Annotated in this window: 27 protein-coding genes and 3 tRNA genes; 18 read left to right on the top strand and 12 right to left on the bottom strand. The window is 53.8% G+C overall.

What is annotated here, in order from left to right:
• The first annotated feature begins 85 nt into the window (after positions 1-85).
• Complete coding sequence (locus APT89_RS18785) at positions 86-1621, top strand: YjjI family glycine radical enzyme (RefSeq protein WP_060573289.1); 1536 nt, start codon at positions 86-88, stop codon at positions 1619-1621.
• The gene (locus APT89_RS18780; protein ID WP_060573287.1) at positions 1596-2456 is read left to right on the top strand and encodes a YjjW family glycine radical enzyme activase; all 861 of its coding nucleotides are present in this window, start codon (positions 1596-1598) and stop codon (positions 2454-2456) included. Before APT89_RS18785 ends, APT89_RS18780 begins: the two co-directional genes overlap by 26 nt.
• Here APT89_RS18780 and APT89_RS18775 read toward each other — a convergent pair.
• From APT89_RS18775 to APT89_RS18740, 8 genes are all read right to left on the bottom strand, one after another.
• Positions 2451-3233, bottom strand: a complete 783-nt coding sequence (locus APT89_RS18775; protein ID WP_060573285.1) for a TatD family hydrolase — start codon at positions 3231-3233, stop codon at positions 2451-2453. The genes APT89_RS18780 and APT89_RS18775 overlap by 6 nt on opposite strands.
• Positions 3230-4282, bottom strand: coding sequence for a patatin-like phospholipase family protein (locus APT89_RS18770; RefSeq protein ID WP_032644971.1), 1053 nt, complete (start codon positions 4280-4282; stop codon positions 3230-3232). The genes APT89_RS18775 and APT89_RS18770 overlap by 4 nt, the downstream gene beginning before the upstream one ends.
• A gap of 120 nt (positions 4283-4402) precedes the next feature.
• Positions 4403-4564 (bottom strand): DUF1328 domain-containing protein, encoded by a 162-nt coding sequence (locus tag APT89_RS18765; RefSeq protein WP_003856556.1) that lies wholly within the window; start codon positions 4562-4564, stop codon positions 4403-4405.
• A gap of 127 nt (positions 4565-4691) precedes the next feature.
• Positions 4692-5309, bottom strand: coding sequence for a molecular chaperone OsmY (gene osmY / locus APT89_RS18760; protein WP_028015434.1), 618 nt, complete (start codon positions 5307-5309; stop codon positions 4692-4694).
• 300 nt (positions 5310-5609) lie between these two features.
• Positions 5610-7199 carry a peptide chain release factor 3 gene (prfC, locus tag APT89_RS18755; RefSeq protein ID WP_028015433.1) on the bottom strand — a complete coding sequence of 530 codons (1590 nt, stop codon included), beginning with the start codon at positions 7197-7199 and terminating at the stop codon, positions 5610-5612.
• 91 nt (positions 7200-7290) lie between these two features.
• Positions 7291-7968 (bottom strand): pyrimidine 5'-nucleotidase, encoded by a 678-nt coding sequence (gene yjjG / locus APT89_RS18750; RefSeq protein ID WP_041911295.1) that lies wholly within the window; start codon positions 7966-7968, stop codon positions 7291-7293.
• Positions 7969-7987: 19 nt separating this feature from the next.
• Entirely contained in the window at positions 7988-8431 is a 444-nt protein-coding gene (gene rimI, locus APT89_RS18745; RefSeq protein WP_028015431.1) for a ribosomal protein S18-alanine N-acetyltransferase, read from the bottom strand.
• Entirely contained in the window at positions 8400-8813 is a 414-nt protein-coding gene (locus APT89_RS18740; RefSeq protein ID WP_041911296.1) for a DNA polymerase III subunit psi, read from the bottom strand. The genes rimI and APT89_RS18740 overlap by 32 nt, the downstream gene beginning before the upstream one ends.
• 102 nt (positions 8814-8915) lie before the next feature.
• Here APT89_RS18740 and rsmC point away from each other — a divergent pair, with 102 nt between their 5' ends.
• The 4 genes from rsmC (at position 8916) to APT89_RS18720 (ending at position 10440) form a co-directional block, all read left to right on the top strand.
• A complete protein-coding gene (rsmC, locus tag APT89_RS18735; protein ID WP_047363626.1) occupies positions 8916-9944 on the top strand; it encodes a 16S rRNA (guanine(1207)-N(2))-methyltransferase RsmC in 1029 nt (342 codons plus the stop codon).
• A gap of 174 nt (positions 9945-10118) precedes the next feature.
• Positions 10119-10205: transfer RNA gene (locus APT89_RS18730), tRNA-Leu, on the top strand.
• A gap of 28 nt (positions 10206-10233) precedes the next feature.
• Positions 10234-10320, top strand: a tRNA-Leu gene (locus APT89_RS18725).
• A 33-nt stretch (positions 10321-10353) separates the two neighbouring features.
• Positions 10354-10440 (top strand) — tRNA-Leu (locus tag APT89_RS18720).
• Positions 10441-10481: 41 nt separating this feature from the next.
• Here APT89_RS18720 and APT89_RS18715 read toward each other — a convergent pair.
• Positions 10482-10751: a DUF1435 domain-containing protein gene (locus APT89_RS18715; protein WP_032644970.1), complete on the bottom strand. Its 270-nt coding sequence runs from the start codon at positions 10749-10751 to the stop codon at positions 10482-10484.
• Between the two features lie 216 nt (positions 10752-10967).
• Here APT89_RS18715 and APT89_RS18710 point away from each other — a divergent pair, with 216 nt between their 5' ends.
• Both APT89_RS18710 and fhuF read left to right on the top strand, forming a co-directional pair.
• A complete protein-coding gene (locus tag APT89_RS18710; RefSeq protein ID WP_041911298.1) occupies positions 10968-12032 on the top strand; it encodes a GGDEF domain-containing protein in 1065 nt (354 codons plus the stop codon).
• 94 nt (positions 12033-12126) lie between these two features.
• The gene (gene fhuF, locus APT89_RS18705) at positions 12127-12915 is read left to right on the top strand and encodes a siderophore-iron reductase FhuF (protein WP_028015426.1); all 789 of its coding nucleotides are present in this window, start codon (positions 12127-12129) and stop codon (positions 12913-12915) included.
• Positions 12916-13011: 96 nt separating this feature from the next.
• Here fhuF and APT89_RS18700 read toward each other — a convergent pair whose 3' ends face one another.
• Positions 13012-14358, bottom strand: coding sequence for a PTS sugar transporter subunit IIC (locus tag APT89_RS18700; RefSeq protein ID WP_028015425.1), 1347 nt, complete (start codon positions 14356-14358; stop codon positions 13012-13014).
• A gap of 328 nt (positions 14359-14686) precedes the next feature.
• Between APT89_RS18700 and APT89_RS18695 the strand changes: the two genes are divergently transcribed.
• On the top strand, positions 14687-15145 hold the full coding sequence (locus tag APT89_RS18695) for a YbaK/EbsC family protein (protein WP_023331967.1): 459 nt from the start codon (positions 14687-14689) through the stop codon (positions 15143-15145).
• A gap of 41 nt (positions 15146-15186) precedes the next feature.
• Here APT89_RS18695 and bglJ read toward each other — a convergent pair whose 3' ends face one another.
• Both bglJ and APT89_RS18685 read right to left on the bottom strand, forming a co-directional pair.
• Positions 15187-15822 (bottom strand): DNA-binding transcriptional activator BglJ, encoded by a 636-nt coding sequence (gene bglJ / locus APT89_RS18690; RefSeq protein ID WP_060573283.1) that lies wholly within the window; start codon positions 15820-15822, stop codon positions 15187-15189.
• On the bottom strand, positions 15819-16556 hold the full coding sequence (locus tag APT89_RS18685; RefSeq protein ID WP_060573281.1) for a helix-turn-helix transcriptional regulator: 738 nt from the start codon (positions 16554-16556) through the stop codon (positions 15819-15821). Before APT89_RS18685 ends, bglJ begins: the two co-directional genes overlap by 4 nt.
• 408 nt (positions 16557-16964) lie before the next feature.
• Here APT89_RS18685 and APT89_RS18680 point away from each other — a divergent pair, with 408 nt between their 5' ends.
• The 9 genes from APT89_RS18680 to opgB all read left to right on the top strand — a co-directional run bounded on the left by APT89_RS18680 (position 16965) and on the right by opgB (position 24475).
• The gene (locus tag APT89_RS18680) at positions 16965-17741 is read left to right on the top strand and encodes a threonine/serine ThrE exporter family protein (RefSeq protein ID WP_028015422.1); all 777 of its coding nucleotides are present in this window, start codon (positions 16965-16967) and stop codon (positions 17739-17741) included.
• Positions 17732-18205: a threonine/serine exporter gene (locus APT89_RS18675; protein ID WP_060573279.1), complete on the top strand. Its 474-nt coding sequence runs from the start codon at positions 17732-17734 to the stop codon at positions 18203-18205. The genes APT89_RS18680 and APT89_RS18675 overlap by 10 nt, the downstream gene beginning before the upstream one ends.
• 67 nt (positions 18206-18272) lie before the next feature.
• Positions 18273-18914, top strand: a complete 642-nt coding sequence (locus tag APT89_RS18670) for a TetR family transcriptional regulator (protein WP_028015420.1) — start codon at positions 18273-18275, stop codon at positions 18912-18914.
• A gap of 41 nt (positions 18915-18955) precedes the next feature.
• Positions 18956-19408, top strand: coding sequence for a MarR family winged helix-turn-helix transcriptional regulator (locus APT89_RS18665; RefSeq protein WP_045631172.1), 453 nt, complete (start codon positions 18956-18958; stop codon positions 19406-19408).
• 84 nt (positions 19409-19492) lie between these two features.
• A complete protein-coding gene (locus APT89_RS18660) occupies positions 19493-19921 on the top strand; it encodes an organic hydroperoxide resistance protein (protein ID WP_013095463.1) in 429 nt (142 codons plus the stop codon).
• 147 nt (positions 19922-20068) lie between these two features.
• The gene (gene dnaT / locus APT89_RS18655; protein ID WP_028015418.1) at positions 20069-20614 is read left to right on the top strand and encodes a primosomal protein DnaT; all 546 of its coding nucleotides are present in this window, start codon (positions 20069-20071) and stop codon (positions 20612-20614) included.
• On the top strand, positions 20611-21348 hold the full coding sequence (gene dnaC, locus APT89_RS18650) for a DNA replication protein DnaC (protein ID WP_028015417.1): 738 nt from the start codon (positions 20611-20613) through the stop codon (positions 21346-21348). The genes dnaT and dnaC overlap by 4 nt, the downstream gene beginning before the upstream one ends.
• An 84-nt stretch (positions 21349-21432) precedes the next feature.
• On the top strand, positions 21433-21915 hold the full coding sequence (locus APT89_RS18645) for a DUF2501 domain-containing protein (RefSeq protein WP_048959799.1): 483 nt from the start codon (positions 21433-21435) through the stop codon (positions 21913-21915).
• Between the two features lie 268 nt (positions 21916-22183).
• Positions 22184-24475 carry a phosphatidylglycerol--membrane-oligosaccharide glycerophosphotransferase gene (gene opgB / locus APT89_RS18640; protein WP_060573359.1) on the top strand — a complete coding sequence of 764 codons (2292 nt, stop codon included), beginning with the start codon at positions 22184-22186 and terminating at the stop codon, positions 24473-24475.
• Positions 24476-24589 lie beyond the last annotated feature (114 nt).

Raw genomic sequence — 24589 nt, 5'->3', positions numbered from 1 at the left:
CGATACCCCTTGTTGGATCAAAAGCGCCGGCAGGCTGACTTCCTACAATCCGTTCATCATCCGCAGAACATTCAAGGAAGTGAACATGCCCGACGCCCTGCAACAACGTTGCCAGCACATTGTGACAAGCCCGCTGTTAACCCCGGAGCAAAAACGTCATTTTCTGGCGCTGGAAGCGGAAAATTACCTGCCCTACCCGACGCTATCTCCGGCCGCCCGCGCCGCGCTGGACGAGGGGTTTATCTGCGACATGTACGAAGGTCATGCCCCCTACAAACCGCGTTACGTGCTGCCGGATTATGAAAAATTCCTGGCTAACGGTTCGGAATGGCTGGAGCTGGAAGGCGCGAAAGATCTTGATGACGCCCTCTCTCTCTTAACTATTCTCTATCACCATGTTCCTTCAGTGACATCAATGCCGGTCTATCTGGGGCAGCTTGATGCGCTACTGAACCCGTATGTTAGAATTCTAACACAAGAAGAAATCGATAGCCGAATAAAACGTTTCTGGCTCTATCTCGACAGAACGCTGCCCGATGCGTTTATGCATGCCAACATCGGGCCCGCCGACGGCCCTGTCACCCGTGCCATTCTGCGTGCAGATGCTGAACTGAAGCAGGTTGCGCCCAATCTGACCTTTATCTACGATCCTGAGATCACCCCAGACGATTTACTGCTTGAGGTGGCAAAAAACATTTGTGAATGCAGCAAACCGCATATTTCAAACGGTCCGGTGAATGATAAAATTTTCACAAAAGGGCGTTTTGGCGTGGTGAGCTGTTACAACTCTCTGCCGCTGGCGGGCGGTGGCAGCACCCTGGTGCGCCTTAACCTCAAGGCAATCGCCGAACACAGCACATCCATTGACGACTTCTTCACCCACACGCTACCGCACTACTGCCAGCAGCAAATCGCCATCATCGATGCGCGCTGCGATTTTTTGTACGGGCAATCCGGCTTCTTTGAGAATAGCTTCCTGGTAAAAGAAGGGCTGATTGATGCCGATCGGTTTGTGCCGATGTTTGGCATGTACGGTCTTGCCGAAGCGGTGAACGTACTGTGTGAGAAAGCAGGCATGGCGGGGCGTTACGGGAAAGACGAGCAGGCCAACGCGCTGGGTTATCGCATCAGCGAACAGCTTGCGGCGTTTGTTGAAAATACGCCGGTGAAGCACGGCTGGAAGCATCGCGCGATGCTGCACGCCCAGTCAGGCATCAGCTCCGATTCGGGCACCACGCCGGGGGCGCGTCTGCCGTACGGTGACGAGCCGGATCCTGTCAATCATCTGCTGGCCGTAGCGCCGCACCATAAACACTATCATTCCGGGATCAGCGATATTTTAACGCTGGATGAGACGGTAAAACGCAATCCGCAGGCGGTGGTTCAGCTTTGCCTGGGGGCGTTCAGGGCCGGTATGCGTGAGTTCACCGCGAATGTGGCCGGTAACGATCTGGTACGCGTGACCGGCTATATGGTTCGCTTGTCGGATCTGGAGAAATACCGGGAAGCGGGTTCAAGAACGAACACCACGTGGCTGGGGGAAGAGGCCGCACGCAATACCCGTATTCTGGAACGTCAGCCGCGCGTGATAAGCCATGAACAGCAGATGCGCTTTAGTTAGTCAGGTCATCCCCTTCTCCTGCGTGGACGGGCCGGGCAGCCGCCTGGCGCTGTTCCTGCAGGGCTGCAACCTGCGCTGCAAAACCTGCCACAACCCGTGGACCATCGGGCGCTGCAACGACTGCGGGGACTGCGTGCCCCACTGCCCGCACGACGCGCTGACCATTCAGGCCGGACGCGTCTGGTGGCAGGAGAGTCACTGCCAGCAGTGCGACACCTGCCTGCGCCTGTGCCAGCAGCAGGCCACGCCCATGGCGCACCGCCTGAGCGTCGACGAGATCCTCGTTCAGGTCCGTAAATCCGCGCCCTTTATCGAAGGGATCACCGTGAGCGGCGGCGAAGCCACAACCCAACTGCCGTTTTTGATCGCCCTGTTTACCGCGATCAAAACCGATCCTGAGCTACATCATTTAACCTGCCTGGTAGACAGCAACGGTCTGCTAAGCGAAACCGGCTGGCAAAAACTGCTGCCGGTGCTGGATGGCGCAATGCTGGATCTCAAAGCGTGGGGGAATGAACATCACCGCTTCCTGACCGGACGCGAAAACCCGCAGATTAAGGAGAGTATTCGCTGGCTGGCAGACCGTCACCGTTTGACGGAGCTCCGCTTGCTGGTCATCCCGGAACAGTGTGATTATCTGGAACATATCAAACCGTTGATCGCGTTCATCCTCGAGCTGGGGAATGTTCCGGTGCGTATTAACGCGTTTCATGCACACGGAGTTTACGGCGAGGCGGCGTCATGGCGTAGCGCCACGCAGGAGGATATTGAACCGCTGGCGCGGGCGCTGGAAAAACAGAAGATAACGGTGATTCGTCCGGTGCTTTATCTATAGCGTGATACCAAAAACCGAACGGGTATTTTCGAGCAGCGCGCTGGCAATGACCTCTTCAGGTTCCTGACGCAATTCGCACAGCACGTCAAATACCCGCGCCGCCTGTTCCGGGCGATTCGGCTGCCCCTGAAAACCATTCAGCGGCATATCGGGGGCATCCGTTTCCAGTAACAGCGCAGAGAGAGGCAGCTGCGCCATTACGTCACGGGTTTTACTGGCGCGCGGATAGGTGATGGTGCCACCGACGCCAATTTTATAGCCCAGTTCAATAAAACGCTGCGCCTGCTGCAGGCTGCCGGAAAAACCATGCACTACGCCTCTTCGCGGCAGGTCGATGCGCTTCAGGTGCATCGCCAGTTTGTCATGAGTACGTCGGGAGTGGAGGATCACTGGCAGATCGTGACGCTTTGCCAGCCGAAGCTGTGCGTCGAGGATCGTCTGCTGGCGTTCAAACTGCGGATCTTCGCGATAGAGATCGAGGCCGATCTCGCCGATGGCGACAAGTTTCTCTCCTGCACATTGCAGCACCCAATCCAGCTCTTCGAGATGCTCATCACGATGGCGCTCAATCACAATCGGATGAAGGCCGAGCGCGGCATAAAGCGCGGAGTATCGCGCGGAGAGATCCAGCACGCGGGTAAAATAGGCCGCTTCAACCGACGGCACAATGATGGCCTGCACGCCGGCTTCGGCAGCTTTCGCAATGCTTTGCGCTTCATTCCCCGTAAACGGCGGAAAATCAAAATGGCAATGGGTATCAACAAAGCGGAGCGTCACGCCAGATCCTCGTTATCTAATAAAGCGTCATTCGCCTGCGGAATGTCCACCAGCGGCATGGTCAGGGCGTCATTGGCGACAATTGCAGGTGGCGTAATAATGCGTTTATGCCGATGCAGAGGCGGTTGCTCGGCCAGCATTTTCCCGACGGTCGCCAGGAAGTAACGCCCGCACAGCCGCCCCGTTTTGTAATCCATACGCAACGCAGGCAACCGGCTGCCCAACGCCATGCTCAGCAGCGGCTTAGGCGGATAAATTTCAAAGATGCGCAGCTTGCCCGGGGGTTTTTCAATAAAGCGCTGCATCGCGCCGTAGGTGGTTTCATGCTGCTTCGCGATGTTCACCAGCGGCTGCAGGCTGCTGTCGCCCAGCCAGCGCTCCATCCGCTTAAACCACTGGGGGGTGTAATACATTTGCGACGGAACGGTACGGATCACCACGATAGTTTTCGCCCCGCGTCGCGCGGCTTCCTGCACCGGCACCGCGTCGCTGATGCCGCCGTCCAGATAGCTGATGCCATCCAGCAGCGCGCCGGTACGATAAAAACCGGGAATAGCGCTGGAGGCGCGGATGATGTCGAGCCAGTTCTCCTTCTGCGGTGAGAAATAGCCCGGCGAATAGTCATCCCCCCGGCTGGCGCACATCCAGAATTCTTTGCCGCTATCAAACAGGCGGGCAGCGGTATCCATGGCCAGCGGCATCTGGCTGGAGGTCGACTCCAGCAGCCAGTCGAGATCGATCAGGTTGCCACCGCGCACGAAGCGCACCGGGTTAAAAAATTCTTTCGCCGTGGTGAAGCGCATGATCACTTTTCGCGCGTAGCCGGGCTGGTTACAGACATAGGCAGAGAGATTCTGCGCCCCGGCGGACGTGCCGAAGTAGAGGTCAAACGGGTTGAACTGCGCGCGCATAAATTCATCCAGCACGCCGGCGGTGAAAATGCCGCGCTGTCCTCCCCCCTCGCAGACCAGTGCGAGTTGACCCGCACTAAACGGTTTTAACGTCAGCGGCGCAATATTGCCGAGCGTAACGGGAATTCGTTGCCCCACCTCTGCTTTCCTTTTTTGATTATTTTATCACTCCACAGTAACGCACCCGACCTGTAACGCAAATAAGAAAAAGCCAGTCGCAGTGACTGGCTTTATTTTGTTGAAGGAATATTGCGTTTGCTACGGACGTCTACGACCCGTAAACAGGCTGACCAGGAACAGAATAATACCGACGACGAAGACAATTTTAGCTGCCCATGCCGCTGTACCTGCCAGACCACCAAAGCCCAATGCGGCGGCAATTAACGCGATAACCAGAAATATAATGCCCCAACGAAACATAAGCTTCTCCTTTACCATAGTTAATGTCGGCCGCTAAACGTGAGCGCTCAGGTCACTCACCGGCGTTTTTCCAGAGTCGTTCTTATTTCGCCCGCAGGGTTAAACCTTACGGGCGAATGGTCCAGAATTACTTCGTTTTCAGATCGTTTTTAACGCTTTTAACACCATCAATGGCTTTCGCAATTGACTCGGCGCGTTCACTTTGCGCCTGTGAATCAACCGTACCGGAAAGCTGAACCACGCCATCGGTGGTTTCCACTTTCACCTTACGAGACGGCACGATGTCATCTGCTAACAGTTTAGCTTTGATTTCGCTGGTAGTAGCGGCATCACCGGCATAACCTTTCACCGAGGCGTTTTTACCGTCGCGAACGTGCAGTTTATCGCTCACGGATGCGACACCTTCGACACCCTTCGCCACCTTCACAGCCTGTTCGGCCTGGGCCTGGCTTTCAACAAAGCCACTCAGGGTAACGACCTTTTTGTCGGTCTTAACGGAAATATCGGTGCTCTTGATGGCTTCATCATCCACCAGTGCGGCTTTCACTTTTGCTGTGATAGAGCTGTCGTCCATGAAATTACCGACTTTATTCATAGAGCTATCGATTTTTTGCCCTGCGGTGTCGGCCGTGGACTGTGCTTTATCCATGGTGCTGCTTTCCGCCAGGGCGGAACCGCTAACCAGAACGCTACCCAGTGTTACAGCCAGCAGAGTTTTAGAAATCTTCAGTCTTGTCATATTCATCGATGTATTCCTGTGTTTTACCCGTTATTCGGGCTAAATACTTCCTTAGTAGTTTTATATATCGCGAATAAACACACGGGTGAAATGGAGAACCAATCGACATGCATTGAACAGTTAATTCATCCATGCCCGGTGCTAAACACTGAGTTAAATATAGATCACTCTCACAATGCCGCTTTCAGAATTGCGTAAAAAACGCGCGAATAACGTGAATTTGCGGTGAATTAAGAACATTCCGCAAGGGACTAATAAGACAGGAATAAAAGAAGAGCACGGCGATTGCCGTGCTCCGGGAGGGGATTAGTGTTCGCGCGTTTTGCGGAACTGAACGTCTGGATAACGTTCCTGCGTCAGGTTCAGGTTGACCATCGTTGGCGCGATATAGGTCAGGTTGTCGCCGCCATCGAGCGCCAGCTGAATTTCGTTCTTACGCTTAAATTCTTCGAATTTCTTCACGTCAGAACACTCAACCCAGCGCGCTGTCGCCACGTTGACCGATTCGTAAATCGCTTCCACGTTGTACTCGCTCTTCAGGCGCGCAACCACCACGTCGAACTGCAGCACACCGACCGCGCCGACAATCAGATCGTTGTTGGCGATTGGACGGAACACCTGGACGGCACCCTCTTCAGAGAGCTGAACAAGGCCTTTCAGCAGCTGTTTCTGCTTCAGCGGATCGCGCAGACGAATGCGACGGAACAGCTCCGGTGCGAAGTTCGGAATACCCGTGAACTTCATCATCTCGCCCTGGGTGAAGGTATCGCCGATCTGGATCGTACCGTGGTTGTGCAGACCGATGATGTCGCCCGGATATGCCTCTTCAACGTGCGAACGGTCGCCCGCCATAAAGGTCAGCGCGTCGGAAATCACGACATCTTTACCGATGCGCACCTGGCGCAGCTTCATGCCTTTCTCATACTTACCGGACACCACGCGCATGAAGGCCACGCGGTCGCGGTGTTTCGGGTCCATGTTGGCCTGAATTTTAAAGACGAAGCCGGTGAACTTCTCTTCTTTCGCTTCCACTTCGCGGGTGTCGGTTTTACGCGGCATCGGCTGAGGTGCCCACTCCACCAGACCGTCCAGCATGTGGTCAACGCCGAAGTTACCCAGCGCGGTACCGAAGAAGACCGGGGTAATTTCGCCGCTCAGGAACAGTTCTTTGTCGAACTCGTGAGACGCACCCTTCACCAGCTCCAGCTCGTCGCGCAGCTGCGCGGCCAGCTCTTCGCCAACGGCGGCATCGAGATCCGGGTTGTCCAGACCTTTCACAATGCGCACTTCCTGAATGGTGTGGCCTTTACCGGTCTGATACAGGTAAGTTTCGTCTTTATAGAGGTGATAAACCCCTTTGAACAGCTTACCGCAGCCAATTGGCCAGGTGATTGGCGCACAGGCGATCTTCAGCTCGTTTTCCACTTCATCCATCAGCTCCATCGGGTCACGGATGTCACGGTCGAGTTTGTTCATAAAGGTGAGGATCGGCGTATCGCGCAGACGGGTAACTTCCATCAGCTTGCGGGTACGATCTTCTACACCCTTCGCGGCGTCGATCACCATCAGACAGCAGTCCACCGCCGTCAGGGTACGGTAGGTATCTTCGGAGAAGTCTTCGTGCCCCGGGGTGTCCAGCAGGTTCACCAGGCAGTCGTGATACGGGAACTGCATCACGGAGGTGGTAATCGAAATACCACGCTGCTTTTCCATCTCCATCCAGTCAGATTTTGCATGCTGGCTGGAGCCACGGCCTTTAACGGTACCCGCAGTCTGGATCGCCTGTCCGAACAGCAACACCTTCTCGGTGATGGTCGTTTTACCGGCATCCGGGTGCGAGATAATGGCAAAAGTACGGCGCTTGGCCACCTCTTGCAGATAAGGAGACAACGTCATAATTAAATCTTCTTTTATAAGCGCGGCAGCACGCCACGCATCATGGAATACAAAATTGCGGCTATTTTACCCATCAACGGGGGGCAGGCAATCATTGTTTACACAGGAGTTGCTCCAGTTCGGTCAATGACGTGACGGTCCAGGTTGGCTCGATGCCTTCAGGCTTCACGCGGCCATGCGCATTCAGCCAGACGGTCGACAAACCTGACTTCATACCGCCAAGAATATCAGACTCTGCGGTATCACCCACCATCAGCACGCGATCGCGGTCGGGATTACCGGCCTGCGCCAGCGCATAATCGAAAATTCGCGGATCCGGTTTCGGCACCCCAACCTCTTCGGAGATCACCAGCGCATCGAAATGATCGCGCAGGCCGGTGCGCTCAAGGCGGATCTGCTGCAGGGCGGTAAAACCGTTGGTGATGATCCCCAGTTTCACCTTGCCTTTCAACGCATTCAGCAGGGAAACCGCGCCCGGCAGGGGCGCACAGATATCGGCCATGGCGTTAAGGAAAGCCTCGTTCAGCGTCCCCGGACTGACCTTTAAGCGCTCCGCCCAGACGTCAAATCGCTGGTGCTGAAGCTGTAACGCGGTGATGGCACCATTCTGGTAATCCACCCACAGCGGCTTGTTCACCGCCTGATAGTCCTGAAAATCTTCGGCGGTGAAGGTCACGCTATAGTCGAGAAACATCCGCTGTAGGCCGCCGAACGAGTCAAACGTAAACAGCGTTTCGTCGGCATCAAAGAAAATCCAGTCCCATTTCATCGTTACAACCTTATATTCGTTATCCAATTGGCAGAGCCATGATAATGGCGTCTTCACGTCCCTCTGCGGTGGGGTAGTAGTTACGTCGGACTGTCGCCTCGTTAAAGCCTAAGCTTTCATAGAGCGCGATGGCGGCGACATTCGACGCGCGCACCTCCAGCCACAGGGTGAAAACGTCGCGGGTTTCGAGCTCACGAATGAGATGCTCAAGCAGTTCTCTGCCCAGCCCACGGCGCTGAAACGCCGGGTCGACGGCGATGTTAAACAGCGTCGCCTCGTCAAGAACCACCTGCGTGATGGCAAACGCGGCCAGGGTGCCGTCAACGTCCAGACGGTAGTTCAGATAGCGCTCGCCCTGATTGCTGGCAAACGTTTTTTCGCTCCACGGAAAGGCGTGGGCGCGTGTTTCAATCGCGAACGCTGCGGTCAGGTCAGGCGTCGTGAGGGAAGAAATCGTGTTCATATTCGCAGATTTGTTGCCATAGCGCGCTGCGCGCCTTTGGATTGGCTTTCAGCTCGTCCAGCGCTGGTGAGCTGATTTGACTCCCCTGAAGAGAGATGTCGTTTGTCTCTCCGATGCGCCAGCTGTTACAGCGGCTATCAGGAGGAAGCATGGCAACCCGTTCCGGCGTCAGCTGTAAGACCTGGTCGGGCGTCAGCTTCAGGCTGCGAAGGACATCACCGATCAGGGGCTCATTCAGGGCAGGCAGTTCTTCCGCCACCATCACCAGCCGAACGTGCGCGGGGATGGAGATGGCGATTTCGCCCTGCAACGCCGTCGGGCGACGCAAAGCCCACTGGGTGATGCCCAGCTGCTGCAACTGCCAGTCTCGTCGGGATGTCATAGGGATAACTCCTGTCTCTCAGGCGCGCAAATATAGCAAATGTGTCGAAAGTGCGCCATCTACCTACTATAATCCCCGCCTGAGTTTATTGAGGAACAATTCATGTCTGCATTTACCCCGGCAAGTGAAGTCTTGCTGCGTCACAGTGATGATTTCGAAGAAAGCCGTATTCTGTTTGCCGGAGATATGCAGGATGACCTGCCCGCGCGTTTCGACTGTGCTGAAAGCCGTGCCCACACCCAATACTACCACCACTGGCAGGTGCTGAGCCGCCAGATGGGCGAGCGCGCACGCTTCAGCCTGGTGGCGGAGCAGAGCGATATTGCCGACTGCGATACGCTGATCTACTACTGGCCGAAGAACAAGCCGGAAGCCCAGTTCCAGCTGATGAACCTGCTCTCCCTGCTGCCGGTTGGCTGCGATATTTTCGTGGTCGGTGAAAACCGCAGCGGTGTCCGTAGCGCCGAGCAGATGCTGGAAGCCTACGCGCCGCTGACCAAAGTCGACAGCGCGCGCCGCTGCGGTCTGTATCATGGCCGTCTGGAAAAGCAGACAACGTTCGATGCCAACACCTTCTGGGACGAGTATCAGCTTGACGGCCTGACCATCAAAACCCTGCCGGGTGTCTTCAGCCGTGACGCGCTGGATACGGGCAGCAAGCTGCTGCTCTCCACCCTGACACCGCACACCAAAGGCAAAGTGCTGGACGTGGGCTGCGGCGCGGGCGTGCTTTCAACGGTGCTTGCCAGCCATTCACCAAAAGTGCGCTTAACCCTGTGTGACGTGAGCGCCCCGGCGGTTGAAGCAAGCCGCGCAACGCTTGCGGCCAACGGCATTGAAGGAGACGTGATTGCCAGCAACGTCTTCTCTGACGTCACCGGCCGCTTTGACATGATCATCTCTAACCCGCCGTTCCACGACGGGATGGAAACCAGCCTCGAAGCTGCGCAAACCCTGATCCGTGGCGCGACTCGTCACCTCAACAGCGGCGGCGAGTTGCGCATCGTGGCGAACGCCTTCCTGGCGTACCCGAAAGTGCTGGACGAAACCTTCGGCTTCCACGAAGTGATCGCCCAGACGGGCCGCTTTAAGGTCTACCGCACCGTGATGACGCGTCAGGCAAAGAAATAATTCGCCATACAATGCAGGCCGGATAAGCGCCAGCGCCATCCGGCAAGCAGGCGTCGCAATTCCGTCCATTTTTGCAGCAATCAATAAAAGGTGCGCACTTTTCTGTTGACGTAAAGCTGAAAACATCTAGAATGCGCCTCCGTGGTTACGATACTTTTACAGTATCGATGGTATGCGAAGGTGGCGGAATTGGTAGACGCGCTAGCTTCAGGTGTTAGTGTCCTTACGGATGTGGGGGTTCGAGTCCCCCCCCTCGCACCATAAATCACGTTGATATTGCTCGCACTGGGCGAAGGTGGCGGAATTGGTAGACGCGCTAGCTTCAGGTGTTAGTGTCCTTACGGATGTGGGGGTTCGAGTCCCCCCCCTCGCACCAACGAGGCGATATCAAAAATAGTAAGATGACTGTGCGAAGGTGGCGGAATTGGTAGACGCGCTAGCTTCAGGTGTTAGTGTCCTTACGGATGTGGGGGTTCGAGTCCCCCCCCTCGCACCAATTATCTTATCTCCCTTCTGTAATACCTCTTATTTTCCCTGTTATTTCAAACTCATCATTATCACCAGAATTGCGCTGACTAATGCCACGCATGATGGCAGTAACACATAATGGCGTAGGTGCTTATGCCAGATCATGCCTGACGTCATCAGCAGCCCTGACACAATGATGGCCTTCCAGCTTTCGATGGAGAGATCGGCAAACATCAATCCGCCAAGGATTACGCCCGGCAGCAATACTCCCCATGCACTTCCCAGCGCCCTGTTCAACATACATCGCCCTTTCATAACGATAATGATAAACAATATCATATGATAAAAATTATCATTTGTCAGTGCAGTGAAGCAAAAAAAATCGCCCTTTCCCCTTATGTAGAATGACAGAAATTTCCTAAGGTGATAAATTGCTCACCTGTTAACTACACATAAAGTTATTCTTATAATTACGCTTTGAGTTTTTTGCATAATTAAGTGCGAAACCACACCTATTCATCTGTTTTAATTAAGTTTTAATAAAAACGCACGACTATGACATCACAATCCTGGCGGTCTTTGGTTCAAAAAAAATATCAATTATCGTTACGTTTATTTTTATTTCTGAACGCAACGTCAGCCGTGTTCTCGGTAACAAACCCGCTCTATTCTGTACGCGTGTTTTCTGCCCCTCTGATTGCTATTTTCGCGATCAGTACTGGCCTGTTCGTCTGGCACTGGAAAAAGCGCGCGCGGAAGATAAATATTCCTGCCGTTTCAGCAATCTTTGGTATTTTGTGGGCCTGGCAAATAGATTCGAAATTTTCGCTAATTACCCATGACCAGGCGATGTATTTGATAATAGCTTTACTCACGGTGCTTTTTATCGGAACGCTGGCCTTCGCCAGTAATATCAAAGCATTTACGCTGCACTCGCTCCCCGCCTTTATTGTCTGCCTGTGGTTAAGTGACCAGGATATATGGCTAAGAATGTCCTATTCTTTCGCACTTCCTGTGGTGGCTATTGCTATTCATAACATTTTGCAACGGCGCAACGATCGCTTCGCCCAGGAGCTGCTCTCTCGCCTGCTGGAAGAACGGGAAACTCTGACCGATCTCAGTATGATGGACCCGCTAACCGGGCTCTATAATCGTCGCGGCCTGCAGAGCCGTCTGGAGAATCTACCGGCGGTAGAAAACGGCGAACATTTTGTTCTTTTGATGGATATCGACCACTTCAAAGCCTATAACGACCATTATGGCCATATGATGGGTGACCAGGCGCTGAAGCGCGTCTCTGCGGCAATTCGTGATGCCGTCCGTTCGCGCGATATTGTGGCGCGTTTCGGTGGGGAAGAGTTCATGGTGCTGCTGACGAATATTTCACTTGAACACGCCCGCCATACGGCAGAGCGGATCCGTCAGAAAGTCTATGATTTGAAAATCCCCCATCTGTTCAACGAAAGCGTCGCCACCAATGTCACCATCAGCATCGGTATTGCCATTTTCGAAAACGAGGACGTGGAAAGCGCTCTGGAGAGAGCGGACAGAGCCCTCTATGAAGCAAAGCATTTAGGTCGCAATAACATTCTGCTGAGTGAAGAACTACAAACCGCTTAAGCGCGTCTTCGGTTAATCAGGACAAAAGTCTTGCCATTGGTATGAGCAATAGTTAGGATTGGCAATCATTATCATTTAGATTTCTATCTCAACTATGGCTACGCATACCGCACACATCGTTGAACCACTCCTCTGGCGAGCGCCCCTCACCAGCGGGAATGCGTCGCTTGCGGATGCCATACGGGACAAGATTGCTAAGACGCGCGCCCACCTGCTGGACTTTATCAGGCTTGATGAAGCGCCCCCGCACCACGCCATGACGCTCGCTGAGTGGCAGCAGCCCTCTACGCTGCAGTCGCTGCTTGCAACCTATTCCGACCATATCTATCGCAATCAGCCGACCCTAACGCGGGAAAATAAACCTCTGCTTTCCCTGTGGGCACAGTGGTATATCGGGCTGATGGTTCCCCCACTCATGCTGGCGGTATTAACCCAAAAGAGCATGCTGGCGCTCTCCCCGGATCATTTTCACGTCGAGTTCCACGAAACTGGCCGAGCAGCCTGCTTCTGGATTGATCTGCACGAAGATCGCGGCGCAGAGCAGTTCTCTGCTCAGGAACGTCTGGAACAGCTTGTCATCCAGGCCCTGATCCCAGTGGTAGAGGCACTTGAAGCAACGGGCGAGATCAACGGGAAGCTTATCTGGAGTAATACCGGGTATTTAATTCACTGGTATTTAACAGAAATGAAGCCGCTGCTTGGCGATGAGAAAGTGGAGGCCCTGCGCCAGTCCTGCTTCTTTGCCAAACAGCTTTCCGATGGTCGCGATAATCCGTTATTCCGTACCGTTGTGCTCCGTGACGGGCTTCTGGTACGCCGTACCTGCTGCCAGCGCTATCGCCTGCCGGACGTTAAGCAGTGCGGGGATTGCACGCTGAAGTAGTGCAGTGAATTGCCCGGTGACGCTTCGCTTACCGGGCCTACAAAAACCTCGACTCGTAGGCCGGGTAAGGCGCAGCCACCACCCGGCACAAGGTCTTTAAGCCACCTGCTGATTGTCCTCTTCCCCATTACGCTGTGCTTCTTCCGCTTCCTGCTCCAGCAGCTGCTTCTCGTACACTTTGAAGAACGGGTAGTAGATGATTGCCGACACGCAGGCCAGAACCACAACCAGGATAGCCGCGCGGAAATCCCAGCCCAGGGCCCATGCTGCGCCTATCGGCGCCGGTGCCGTCCAGGGAACCACTGAAATAACACGACCAATCAGATCAAACGTCATCGCCGCCCAGGCCAGCACGGCGTTAACCATCGGGGCTAGCAGGAACGGAATAAAGAACACCGGGTTCATTACGATCGGCGTACCGAAGATAACGGGTTCGTTGATGTTGAAGAAGCTGGGCACCACGCTCAATCGGCCAATAGAGCGTAAATGCGCTGAACGGCTGCGCAGATAGCAAATCACCAGACCCATCGTCGCACCCGACCCGCCAATCACGATGAAGAACGTCCAGAAGGCTTCCATAAAAATATGTGGCAGAGGATGGCCGGCAGCCAGCGCGGTCTGGTTCGCTCCGAGGTTAGTCAGCCAGAACATCTGCAGCATCCCGGAGACAATAGCCGCTCCGTGGATCCCGGCGAACCACAGCAAATGACCAATCAACACCGCCAGCAGGATCGCGGGCAGCGAATCCGCCGCGGAAACCAGAGGCTTGAAGATGGACATAATTGCCTGCGGGATCAGCATGTCAAACTGAGACTGAATCACCAGGCTCAGCGGATAAAGCGTTAACACCACCACCAGCACCGGAATCAGCAGGTCAAAGGAGTTTTTGATCATCGGCGGCACCTGGTCCGGCAGGCGAATACCGATGTTATGCGCCTTCAGGAAACGCATCATTTCAACGCAGTAAATTGCCACCAGAATGGCGGTAAAAATACCCGTTCCACCCAGGCTGTCGACGGGAAGCGTGCCTTTGGTTTTCGGGGCGGCAACCAGCAGAAACGCCATCAGCGACAGCATGGCGCACATGAACGGATCCAGCTGGTGCGTTTTGACATAATGTTTGCCAAGGTTATAGGCGATGGCCGCGCAGATATAAATGGACATAATGCCCATCGTCATATCAAACGGCGTCAGGATCTGGCCTTCAAACTGCTTCGCCATATCCAGCCAGGCGCGTGCGAAACCCCAGGTGGTATCAGGCGAAAACGGTGGGTAAGCAAACACTAATAAAAATGAACCCACAATCATGAACGGCATCGCGGAGATGAACCCATCACGGATAGCCATGACATGACGCTGGGACGAGATCCGCCCGGCGATCGGGCTCACGTAATTTTCAACGAAACGGAATATCAGATTAAACGCAGCATGGTTGGCAGACATGGTTGATCTCCTGTCAGACGTTTATTACAGGCGCGCTCGCGCCGCACGTTGTTCCATAAATCAGCTTCACAACCTTGCTGGCTTGCGTACCAGCGGTACTGCTCAGACGAAATGGTTTCATAATTGGCTCTTATTATTGGATACAGGGGACGTTACATACTCAGTATTAATCTACGCATCACGCTCTGCAACCGGTTACTGTAACCGGTTTCTGTGATTGTGAAGAGGATCCAGAAATCAGCCATCCTGGATATTTGTTACTTAAGAGATATTTACAGAGCATAAATTCTTATGACAGATTACGCAGGATATTTGTCAGGAGGAAACAATGAGTTTGCAGTCCGTACAGCAGTTTTTTGCCGACAACGCGCCGGAAATAGAGGTAATAGAACTTAGCCAGAGTACGGCTACCGTTGCGCTGGCTGCTGCCGCCCACCGTGTAGAGCCGGGACAAATCGCCAAAACCCTATCGTTGAAGGTTAAAAATGAGGTGATTCTGGTGGTGGCGAAGGGTGATGCGCGTCTGGATAACAAAAAACTGAAAGACACGTTTGGCGCGAAAGCACGCATGCTCAGCAGTGATGAAGTGGTTACCGTGACGGGTCATCCCGTTGGTGGCGTCTGCCCGTTTGGGCTTGAAAACCCACTTGCGGTTTACTGCGATATCTCTTTAAAACAATACGCTGAAGTGCTCCCCGCCGCTGGCGCTATCCATAGTGCCGTACGTATTTCTCCGGACAGAATGGCAGAGCTGACTTCAGCAAAGTGGGTTGATGTGTGCATCTGAATGACGCGCCAGGGCATATCTGGCGCGCAAAAAGGTACAGGTTACAAAAATGTCGGTTTGCTTAGCCCCACAGTTCGCGGTTCTCTAACCGGAAGATGGGTAAGAATATCCGCTGCATCAAGCAATCCTACGTCAGAATTCACCCCTAGCTTCACCATCGCATTAAACTTATGCGCGCGAATAGTCTTGATATTGCGTTCAAGCTGCGCCGCGATTTCGGGAATGGAATATCCGCATGACATATAACGTAAAATTGCTCTTTCCGTTGGGCTTAACATCCGGTTCTGACTGCAGTACCAGTGGTTAAGCATATTGTCATTAATGCGCAGCGTTTCGCTCAACAATACCACTAACTCCTTCAGCAGGTGTTCAAGGGTCACCGATTTACTGACCACACCGTGAAGACGTGAAGGCGAAAGATGGCTAATCAATCTCGCCTCCATCTCATCCGAGACCAGGATAATGCGCTGAATATGGCTATGCGTAAACGCGAGATCCCGCAGATGCGCCAGGCAGTTACGTCGTTCTTCTCGCGCATCGGAAAGCGAATAGATCAGCGAGAAAAAATTCACTTGTTGCAGTGCTTTCTTAAAGCCATCAAAATCATTAAACAGGTGCAGTTGATATTGGCTGAGTTCAGGCTGCATAAAAAGATGCTGCAGCCCGACCGCACTCATCGAGCAATTTTCGATGATGGCGATATGTCTTGTTGAATCGGTTTTTTCCATTCCTCGAACTCTCCATAGGCTGACATTAAACTCAGCTCTCTCATTCCCTGTGTACTGTTGATCCAGGCGTACATATCGGCATTACTCCGCAATGACAGCCTTCGCATCGCACTGTTTTTCTGCGCACTGATCGTTTTATTGCTCTTTTTAAGCAACGTAGCGATTTGGTTAATCCCCCACCCTTTGCCTAACAGGCGAAGCACCTTACGTTCTGAGTGCGTGAGCGCAATAAAGTGTTCGTCGTCATCCTCACTTTCCTCAGGTTCTGGGGTTAATAACGTCTGGCTTATCCGTTCTGCGCGTTCACTCCCTGCCCGGATAGCGTTAACGACACCTTCGATAGGTTCCATATCAGAAAGCAGCGTGCTTTCCGGCCGCATAAGCAGCTCAACGGCAATAGGGTAAAACGGCCGGGAGACCAAAAAGATCCAGTGGATTTCCCGGTACTGGTTCAGTAAGCGGTAATACTCTTCGAGCGTACCCCGTGGGTTCCTGTATTCGCCTGAAACGTCGGCGATAATCACATCTGCGCGGCGCAACTGAAGCAGGGTTAACTCCTGCAGTGAGCGGCAGTAGGTCAATTCAAAATCGGGGAAATGACGTGCCATCACGTCCCCTAACCCATTCTGCATGACGGGTATCCGGCTAATGACAACGCCATGCTTATCAGGCAACGACAACATAGACCCTCCGTGTCCATTTTCCTTCGGTGCGTCATGTAAAACGCACCAAGGTATAAATATTTTCTTCCCTGAGTATAAAAAGATTAATACAAGCAGAAGATGAGATATGTTCTTAGTTTAGGAAATGCCTAAAACAGCGCTAATATCTCACAAAGCGCAAATCAATTTAATTGTGCAGACATTAAAATAACAACAAAATAAAATTAGAATTTCTAAATACAAATATTTTATTATTTCAAATTAATAATTCATCGTATTAATAAATTAATCCTGTAAGTCGTCGTGACGAGGGGGGTAACTGTTTGCATAAACCTTGATCTGACCCACAGCAAGAGCCACTGCACTTTGTGCTAAAAGTAGGCATTACGGGCCAACCGGCAACTATTCACCTTATCTTCGGGACAATACATGCAGGCAGATCGGTCAACGCAGCGTGCTATCACGCGGCTCTGTATTCAGTGCGGTCTTTTTCTGCTCCAGCACGGTGCGGAAAGCGCGCTGGTCGAGGAGCTTTCAACCCGGCTGGGGCTGGCGCTGGGGATGGACAGCGTTGAGAGCGCTATCTCGTCCAACGCCATTGTGCTGACCACCATTAAAGACGGGCAGTGTCTTACGTCCACCCGTAAAAATCACGACCGCGGCATTAATATGCACGTTGTAACCGAGGTCCAGCACATCGTCATCCTGGCTGAGCATAAGCTTCTCGATCTCAAGGAGATTGAAAAACGTTTTAACCAAATCAAGCCATTACGTTATCCACGCTGGCTGGTCGTGCTCATGGTGGGGCTGTCATGCGCCTGTTTTTGTAAGCTCAATAAAGGCGGCTGGGACGGCGCGATCGTCACCTTTTTCGCCAGCAGCATCGCCATGTACGTGCGCCAGCTGCTGACGCACCGGCAGTTGCACCCGCAAATTAACTTCTGCATTACCGCGTTTGTTGCCACTACGGTGTCTGGCCTGCTGCTGCGCCTGCCGCAGTTTGCCGCTACCCCGACGATTGCGATGGCCGCCAGCGTGCTTCTGCTGGTGCCGGGCTTCCCGCTGATTAACGCCGTTGCCGACATGTTTAAAGGGCACATCAATACCGGGCTGGCACGCTGGGCTATCGCCAGCCTGCTGACGCTGGCGACCTGCATCGGCGTGGTGATGGCGATGACGCTGTGGGGGTTACGAGGATGGGCGTGATAGATATTCTGCTGGCGCTGGCACAGGACATGGCCCTGGCGGCCATTCCTGCCGTCGGCTTTGCGATGGTATTTAACGTTCCGCAACGCGCTCTGCCGTGGTGTGCGCTGCTGGGCGCAATTGGCCACGGCTCGCGAATGGTGATGATGACGGCGGGCTTTAACATCGAATGGTCGACGTTTATCGCCTCTATGCTGGTCGGCAGCATCGGTATTCAGTGGTCGCGCTGGTATCTGGCGCATCCGAAAGTGTTCACCGTCGCCGCCGTTATCCCGATGTTCCCCGGCATATCTGCCTATACGGCGATGATTTCCGCGGTGAAAATCAGCCATTTTGGCTACACCGAGCCGCAGATGATTCTTCTCCTGAGCAACTTTCTTAAGGCGTCCTCCATCGTCGGTGCGCTCTCTATCGGGCTGTCGATACCCGGGCTATGGCTCTACCGCAAACGCCCGCGCGTTTGATATTTGTGTTATTTCGCTGCCGTGGAGATAATCTTTCTGGTCCGTTTGGTAAAAATAAGGAAAGGATGTGGCTAACTCTGGCAGCGAACACCCCGATCACAGTGAAGAATCGAGCCTGAAAGAGAAAATTTTTCAGAGCGCTATCGCGCTGTTTGCCGAATTTGGACTGAACGGTGCCCGCATGGAGCAGATCGCGGAGAAAGCAGGTACCACCAAACGCATGGTCGTTTATCATTTTAAAAACAAAGAAAATCTCTACCTGCTCGTCCTGGAGTACGTTTACACCCAAATTCGCGCCAGCGAAAAGGCGCTTAGCCTGGCGGATATGCCTCCCGTCGAAGCGCTGGTCCATCTGGTTGAAGCCACCTTTGACTATCATGCCGACCACCCGGATTACATCCGTATTATCTGCATGGAAAACATGCAGCGCGGCCGTTTTATGCAGCAGTCAAACTATCTGCGGCAGGTCAACCGCAGCGCGCTCGACCTGCTGGAAGGCATCCTGCGCCGGGGCAAAGAAAAACAGCTTTTCAGCCAGACGGTTGACGCCCGCGACCTTCATCGTCTGATCAGTAGCTTCAGCTTTCACTACGTTGCCAACAGCTACACCTTCACCCTGCTGTTTGAAGAGGGTGCAGACGAGCAGGCCCAGCGCCAGCACTACCGTAAAATGGCCGTTCAGGTGGCGCTGCGTTATACCTGCCCCTAAAATTGCTTGCAATTAAATCGCGCACAATCTATATTCATTTCATGAACGCAAAAACGAACGACACGACCGCTGCGCTCCTGCTGGATAACCAGCTCTGTTTTGCCCTCTATTCGGCAAATCTGGCGCTTAATAAGCTGTACCGGCAACTGCTGGCGCCGCTAAACCTGACTTACCCGCAATATCTGGTGATGCTGGTACTGTGGGAGCAGGATGACGTGACGGTGTCGGACATCGGTGAACGGCTGTTCCTTGACTCCGCAACGCTGACGCCGCTTCTGAAGCGTCTGGAAAGCGCAGGGCTAATCAACCGCCACCGCTCGCGTAAAGATGAACGTCAGGTCGCCGTCACGCTGACTGAAGCCGGACGTGAACTTCAGCAGCAAGCACTGAGTATCCCACACGCGGTGGGGTGCGCCGCACAGTGTGATACCGACACCATGCTGGCGCTCAAGCAGCAGTTGGAACTTTTGCGACAACAGATTCAACGCGCGTAAGGCTATACTTTACGCGTTATTATTTAACCATATATATCGTACGCTATTTAATAGCACACATTAAAGCAAGATGAGGAACCTGCCATGTCTTTAGAAAAAGTTGTTTATACTGCCAAAGCAAAAGCAACCGGGGGCCGTGACGGCCGCGCGACCTCTTCCGATGGAGTTCTGGACGTTAAACTGGGCGTGCCCAAAGAGATGGGCGGTATGGGTGGAGAAGTCACGAACCCTGAGCAGCTGTTTGCTGCGGGTTACTCTGCCTGCTTCCTGGGCGCGATGAAGTTTGTGGCGGCTCGCGACAAATTTACCCTGCCAAAAGAAGCGTTTATTGAAGGCGAAGTGGGTATCGGCCCGCTGCCGACCGGTTTTGGTATCGAAGCAAAACTGAATATCCACGTTGAAGGTATGGATCCTGCGGAAGCCAAAAAGCTGGTCGATGCGGCGCATATCGTTTGCCCGTACTCTAACGCGACCCGCGGCAACATCGACGTGACCCTGAATATCATCGCGTGATAACTGCCTGATGGCGCTGCGCTTTTCAGGCCTACGACTGTAGCCCCGGTAAGCGCAGCGCCACCGGGGAAATCCCCTCCATCCCCTCCCCTCTCTGTGCTACCATAAGCCCATATCACGCCCGTAGTAATCAGTTGAGTAAGCGTTATGTCCTCCAGAATTCTGACCACCAGTATTGCTGGCATTGATGCCTTTATGCGCGACCCACGCGGTGTGTTGACCCACGCCGAAGGCGGCACGGTTGCGGTTTTTGCCGACAACGCGCCGGCGTTTTACGCAATCACGCCGGAACGTCTGGCGCAGCTTCTGGAGATCGAAGCGCAGATGTCACGTCCGGCAAGCGACGTCACGCTGGATAACCAGTTTTTTGAAGAACCGGTTAATACCCCGCTAACCGTTCCGATGGGCAAATTTGTCCTGTACGCGGGCTGGCAGCCTGACGCAGATTTTCAGCGGCAGGCAGCATTGTGGGGCATTGCGTTAACCCAGCCAGCCACCGCGGAAGAGCTCGCCGCGTTTATCGCCTGGTGGCAGGCGGAAGGCAAAGTGTTCACCCACATTCAGTGGCAGCAAAAGCTCGCGCGTCATCTTCAAATTACCCGCGCCAGTAACAATGGCCAGCCTAAGCGCGATATCAACACGTTTTCAGAACCGGATAAACAGATCCCGAGTGGATTCCGAGGTGCGAAATGAAGAACGTCGGCGACCTGATGAAACGTCTGCAAAAAATGATGCCAGCCAACGTGAAGCCCGCCTTCACCACGGGTGAAGAGCTGCTGGCGTGGCAAAAGGAACAAGGTAAAATTCGTGCCGCCGCGCTCGCCCGCGAAAACCGGGCGATGAAAATGCAGCGCACCTTTAACCGCTCCGGTATTCGTCCCCTGCATCAGAACTGCTCGTTTGATAACTATAAAATTGAGACCAGCGGGCAGATGAACGCGCTCGCCGCCGCGCGTCAGTACGTAGATGAATTTGACGGCAATATCGCCAGCTTCATTTTTAGCGGCAAGCCGGGCACAGGTAAAAACCACCTCGCGGCCGCCATCTGCAACGAACTGCTTCTGCGCGGTAAATCGGTCCTCATCATCACCGTGGCCGATATCATGTCCGCCATGAAAGACACCTTCAGCAACCGTGAAACCAGCGAAGAGCAGCTTCTTAACGATCTGAGCAATGTCGATCTACTGGTCATCGACGAGATTGGCGTTCAGACCGAATCCCGTTATGAAAAGGTCATCATTAACCAGATAGTCGATCGCCGCTCTTCGTCCAAACGCCCCACCGGGATGCTGACGAACCACAACATTGACGAGATGACCCGCTTACTGGGCGAACGCGTCATGGACCGCATGAAGCTGGGCAACAGTCTGTATGTCATTTTCGACTGGGACAGTTACCGCAGCCGCGTCACCGGCAAAGAGTATTAAGACAGTTCCAGGAATCGCCAGCAGGGCGCAGGTATATACTGGAACCCCTTCCGGCCCAAAACGGACCTTTTTGAGAAAGCCATTATGAAAAAACAGATTCTTATCAGCACCTTTTTAGGCGCGCTGCTGGTTACCGGCGCAGCACAAGCGGCTTCGTGGCAGGAGTCCCTGTCAAGCGCCGCGAATGAGCTGACCAAAGAGAGCAGCAGCGCCCAGGGCGGGCTCTCGGCCTCTTCTCTCACCAGCCTGCTGAGCAACAGTTCCCAGAGCCTGAGCGCGGGCACGATGAACAACGCGGCGGGGATTCTGGAATATTGCGCTAAGCAAAAGCTGGCCTCGGTGACCGACGCGCAAAACGTGAAAAACCAGGTGCTGGGTAAACTGGGTCTCGACACGCAGGAGCAAAAAGCGGATACCAGCTATATGGACGGCATTCAGGGCCTGCTTAACGCGCAAAACGGCCAACAGCTTAACCTGAGCACCCTCGGCAACTCCGCCCTGGCAAAACAGGTGAAAACCAAAGCCTGCGATCTGGTGCTGAAACAAGGCGTTAATTTCATCTCCTGATCCGTCCCATTTTCTGCCACAACACGCCGCGTTTAATGCGATAGGCTTGCATCGCGGCGTTAAACGAGCGTTTTACCTACCTGCCACCGTCTCAGCGTCCGTTTGTCAGGATGCGACCATCCTCATAAAAACGATTTTATAAACCAAATCCTAACAACAGCACACTTTCGTGACACTAAAATTGCAGCTAAACGACATCGCCATTACATTGTCTTACCAAAAATAAACAGTTAGCCAGCGAAGCACCTGGCGTCATGAGGATATGCTGTTGTCAGAATTCATCTCTCTTATCCTTTTTCTGGCTTCCGTCGGCGTTTATGCCTGGAAAGCCGGCCGTAACACCTGGTGGTTTATCGCCACGCTGGTGGTGCTCGGCATTTTTATCGTTTTAAACATTACCTTATACGCCAGCGATTACTTCACCGGCGACGGCATTAACGATGCTGTGCTCTACACCCTGACGAACAGCCTGACGGGCGCGGGAGTAGGTAAATACATCCTTCCGGGGCTGGGACTGATCGTGGCGCTGGTGACGATTTTCGGCGCGCTCGCCTGGGTGCTGCGCCGCCGTCGCCATCTTCCTCACCATCATGGCTACAGCCTGCTGGCGCTTTTCCTGGCGCTGGCCTCCGTTGACGCCAGCCCCGCGTTTCATCAGATCACCGAGCTTGTAAAATCCCAGTCGCGCGACGGCGATCCGGACTTCGTGGCCTACTATAAAGAGCCGTCGAAAACGATCGCCAACCCGAAGCTCAACCTGGTCTACATCTACGGTGAAAGCCTGGAGCGCACCTACTTTGATAACGATGCGTTTCCGAACCTCACGCCGGAACTGGGCGCGCTGAAAAACGAAGGTCTCGATTTCAGCCACACCATGCAGTTACCCGGCACGGATTACACTATCGCCGGGATGGTGGCCTCCCAGTGCGGTATCCCGCTGTTCGCACCTTTTGAAGGCAACGCCTCCGCCTCGATGTCGACGTTCTTCCCGCAGAATGTTTGCCTGGGCGATATCCTGAAAAACTCCGGCTATGAAAACTACTTTATGCAGGGAGCAAACCTGCGCTTTGCCGGAAAAGATGTGTTCCTGAAATCCCACGGTTTTGACCACCTGTATGGCTCAGAAGAGTTAAAAACGACGGTTGCCGATCCCACCTACCGCAACGACTGGGGCTTCTATGACGATACGGTGCTGGACGAAACCTGGAAGAAATTCGAGGAACTTTCCCGTGCAGGGAAGCGTTTTTCTCTCTTTGCGCTGACGGTAGATACGCACCATCCGGACGGGTTCGTCTCGCGCAGCTGTAAGCGAAAAAGCTATGACGTGGACGGCAAAAACAACAAGTCTTTCAGCGCCGTGACCTGTAGCCAGGAGCACATCGCCGCGCTGGTCGAGAAAATCAAAGCCTCGCCCTGGTTTAAAAACACCGTCATCGTCGTATCGTCTGACCATCTGGCAATGAAAAACAGCGCGTGGGACCAGCTCAGCAAGCAGGATCGCAGCAACCTGTTCTTCGTGCTGCGCGGCGACCAGCCGCAGCAGGAGTTAATCGCCACCAAACGCAACTCCATGGATAACGGCGCAACCGTGCTGGACATTCTGGGGGGCGACAACTTTATTGGCCTCGGGCGCAGCACGCTGTCGGGGCAATCCCTGTCGGAAGTGTTCCTCAACATGAAGGAAAAAATTCTCGCCTGGAAGCCCGACATCATCCGCCTGTGGAATTTCCCGAAAGAGATGAAAGACTTCACCGTCGATCGGGATAAAAACACCGTTGCCTTCTCCGGCAGCAATTTCCGCCTGCCGCTGCTGGTGCGCGTGTCGGATAGTCGCGTCGAACCGCTGCCGGAAAGCGAGTATTCCGCGCCGCTGCGCTTCCAGCTGGCCGATTTCGCCCCTCGCGATAACTTCGTCTGGATTGACCGTTGTTACAAAATGGGTCAGCTCTGGTCGCAGCCGCTGGCGCTCTCTACGGACTGGTGCGTCTCTCAGGGCCAGCTTGGCGGGGAGCAAACCGTGCAGCATGTCGACAAAGCCCAGTGGAAAGGCAAAACCGCCTTTAAAGATACGGTAATTGATACGGCTCGCTATCAGCACAACATCGACATGCTGAAAATCGTCGACAACGACATCCGCTATAAAGCGGACAGCTTTATCTTTAACGTGGCCGGCGCGCCCGAAGAGGTGAAGCAGTTTAGCGGCATCTCCCGTCCGGAGTCGTGGGGACGCTGGTCAAACGCGCAGCTGGGCAACGAGGTGAAAATTGAGTACACGCATCCGCTGCCGGAGCAATTTGATCTGGTGATTACGGCCAGGGCTTATGGACCCAATGCCAACAAGCCCGTCCCCGTTCGCGTGGGAGATCGGGAGCAGACGTTAACGCTTGGAAACGACGTGAGCACGCACACGCTGCACTTTGAGAATCCTTCGCGCAGCAATACCCTGGTGATCGTACCGCCGGACCCGCAGTCCACCAATGAAGGAAATATTCTCGGCCATTCACCGCGCCAGCTCGGGATCGGCATGGTCGAAATCAAAATCGTCAGCAAAGCGGGTTAAGACGCGTCTCGCCCGGCGTTCTGCCGGGCGCTTATGAAAATAAATAATCCTATAATATCCTTATAAATTAGATTAAAACACTTTATACCAGCCATTTTTATCTATAAATATCCC

Origin of the sequence: Enterobacter sp. 50588862 (genome assembly GCF_001462935.1) — a bacterium.
Classification (GTDB): domain Bacteria; phylum Pseudomonadota; class Gammaproteobacteria; order Enterobacterales; family Enterobacteriaceae; genus Enterobacter; species Enterobacter bugandensis.
This window is presented reverse-complemented; position numbering and strand designations above follow the sequence as displayed.

Excerpts from the sequence above, each read along its gene's own strand:
- dnaC (WP_028015417.1), top strand. The coding sequence starts at position 20,611 with ATGAAGAACGTCGGCGACCTGATGAAACGTCTGCAAAAAATGATGCCA.
- dnaT (WP_028015418.1), top strand. The coding sequence starts at position 20,069 with ATGTCCTCCAGAATTCTGACCACCAGTATTGCTGGCATTGATGCCTTT.
- prfC (WP_028015433.1), bottom strand. The coding sequence starts at position 7,199 with ATGACGTTGTCTCCTTATCTGCAAGAGGTGGCCAAGCGCCGTACTTTT.
- APT89_RS18715 (WP_032644970.1), bottom strand. The coding sequence starts at position 10,751 with ATGATATTGTTTATCATTATCGTTATGAAAGGGCGATGTATGTTGAAC.
- APT89_RS18660 (WP_013095463.1), top strand. The coding sequence starts at position 19,493 with ATGTCTTTAGAAAAAGTTGTTTATACTGCCAAAGCAAAAGCAACCGGG.
- APT89_RS18645 (WP_048959799.1), top strand. The coding sequence starts at position 21,433 with ATGAAAAAACAGATTCTTATCAGCACCTTTTTAGGCGCGCTGCTGGTT.
- APT89_RS18665 (WP_045631172.1), top strand. The coding sequence starts at position 18,956 with ATGAACGCAAAAACGAACGACACGACCGCTGCGCTCCTGCTGGATAAC.
- APT89_RS18780 (WP_060573287.1), top strand. The coding sequence starts at position 1,596 with ATGAACAGCAGATGCGCTTTAGTTAGTCAGGTCATCCCCTTCTCCTGC.
- APT89_RS18675 (WP_060573279.1), top strand. The coding sequence starts at position 17,732 with ATGGGCGTGATAGATATTCTGCTGGCGCTGGCACAGGACATGGCCCTG.
- APT89_RS18700 (WP_028015425.1), bottom strand. The coding sequence starts at position 14,358 with ATGTCTGCCAACCATGCTGCGTTTAATCTGATATTCCGTTTCGTTGAA.
- APT89_RS18695 (WP_023331967.1), top strand. The coding sequence starts at position 14,687 with ATGAGTTTGCAGTCCGTACAGCAGTTTTTTGCCGACAACGCGCCGGAA.
- osmY (WP_028015434.1), bottom strand. The coding sequence starts at position 5,309 with ATGAATATGACAAGACTGAAGATTTCTAAAACTCTGCTGGCTGTAACA.
- APT89_RS18740 (WP_041911296.1), bottom strand. The coding sequence starts at position 8,813 with ATGACATCCCGACGAGACTGGCAGTTGCAGCAGCTGGGCATCACCCAG.
- rimI (WP_028015431.1), bottom strand. The coding sequence starts at position 8,431 with ATGAACACGATTTCTTCCCTCACGACGCCTGACCTGACCGCAGCGTTC.
- fhuF (WP_028015426.1), top strand. The coding sequence starts at position 12,127 with ATGGCTACGCATACCGCACACATCGTTGAACCACTCCTCTGGCGAGCG.
- APT89_RS18785 (WP_060573289.1), top strand. The coding sequence starts at position 86 with ATGCCCGACGCCCTGCAACAACGTTGCCAGCACATTGTGACAAGCCCG.
- yjjG (WP_041911295.1), bottom strand. The coding sequence starts at position 7,968 with ATGAAATGGGACTGGATTTTCTTTGATGCCGACGAAACGCTGTTTACG.
- APT89_RS18680 (WP_028015422.1), top strand. The coding sequence starts at position 16,965 with ATGCAGGCAGATCGGTCAACGCAGCGTGCTATCACGCGGCTCTGTATT.
- APT89_RS18710 (WP_041911298.1), top strand. The coding sequence starts at position 10,968 with ATGACATCACAATCCTGGCGGTCTTTGGTTCAAAAAAAATATCAATTA.
- APT89_RS18685 (WP_060573281.1), bottom strand. The coding sequence starts at position 16,556 with ATGTTGTCGTTGCCTGATAAGCATGGCGTTGTCATTAGCCGGATACCC.
- rsmC (WP_047363626.1), top strand. The coding sequence starts at position 8,916 with ATGTCTGCATTTACCCCGGCAAGTGAAGTCTTGCTGCGTCACAGTGAT.
- APT89_RS18765 (WP_003856556.1), bottom strand. The coding sequence starts at position 4,564 with ATGTTTCGTTGGGGCATTATATTTCTGGTTATCGCGTTAATTGCCGCC.
- bglJ (WP_060573283.1), bottom strand. The coding sequence starts at position 15,822 with ATGAGTGCGGTCGGGCTGCAGCATCTTTTTATGCAGCCTGAACTCAGC.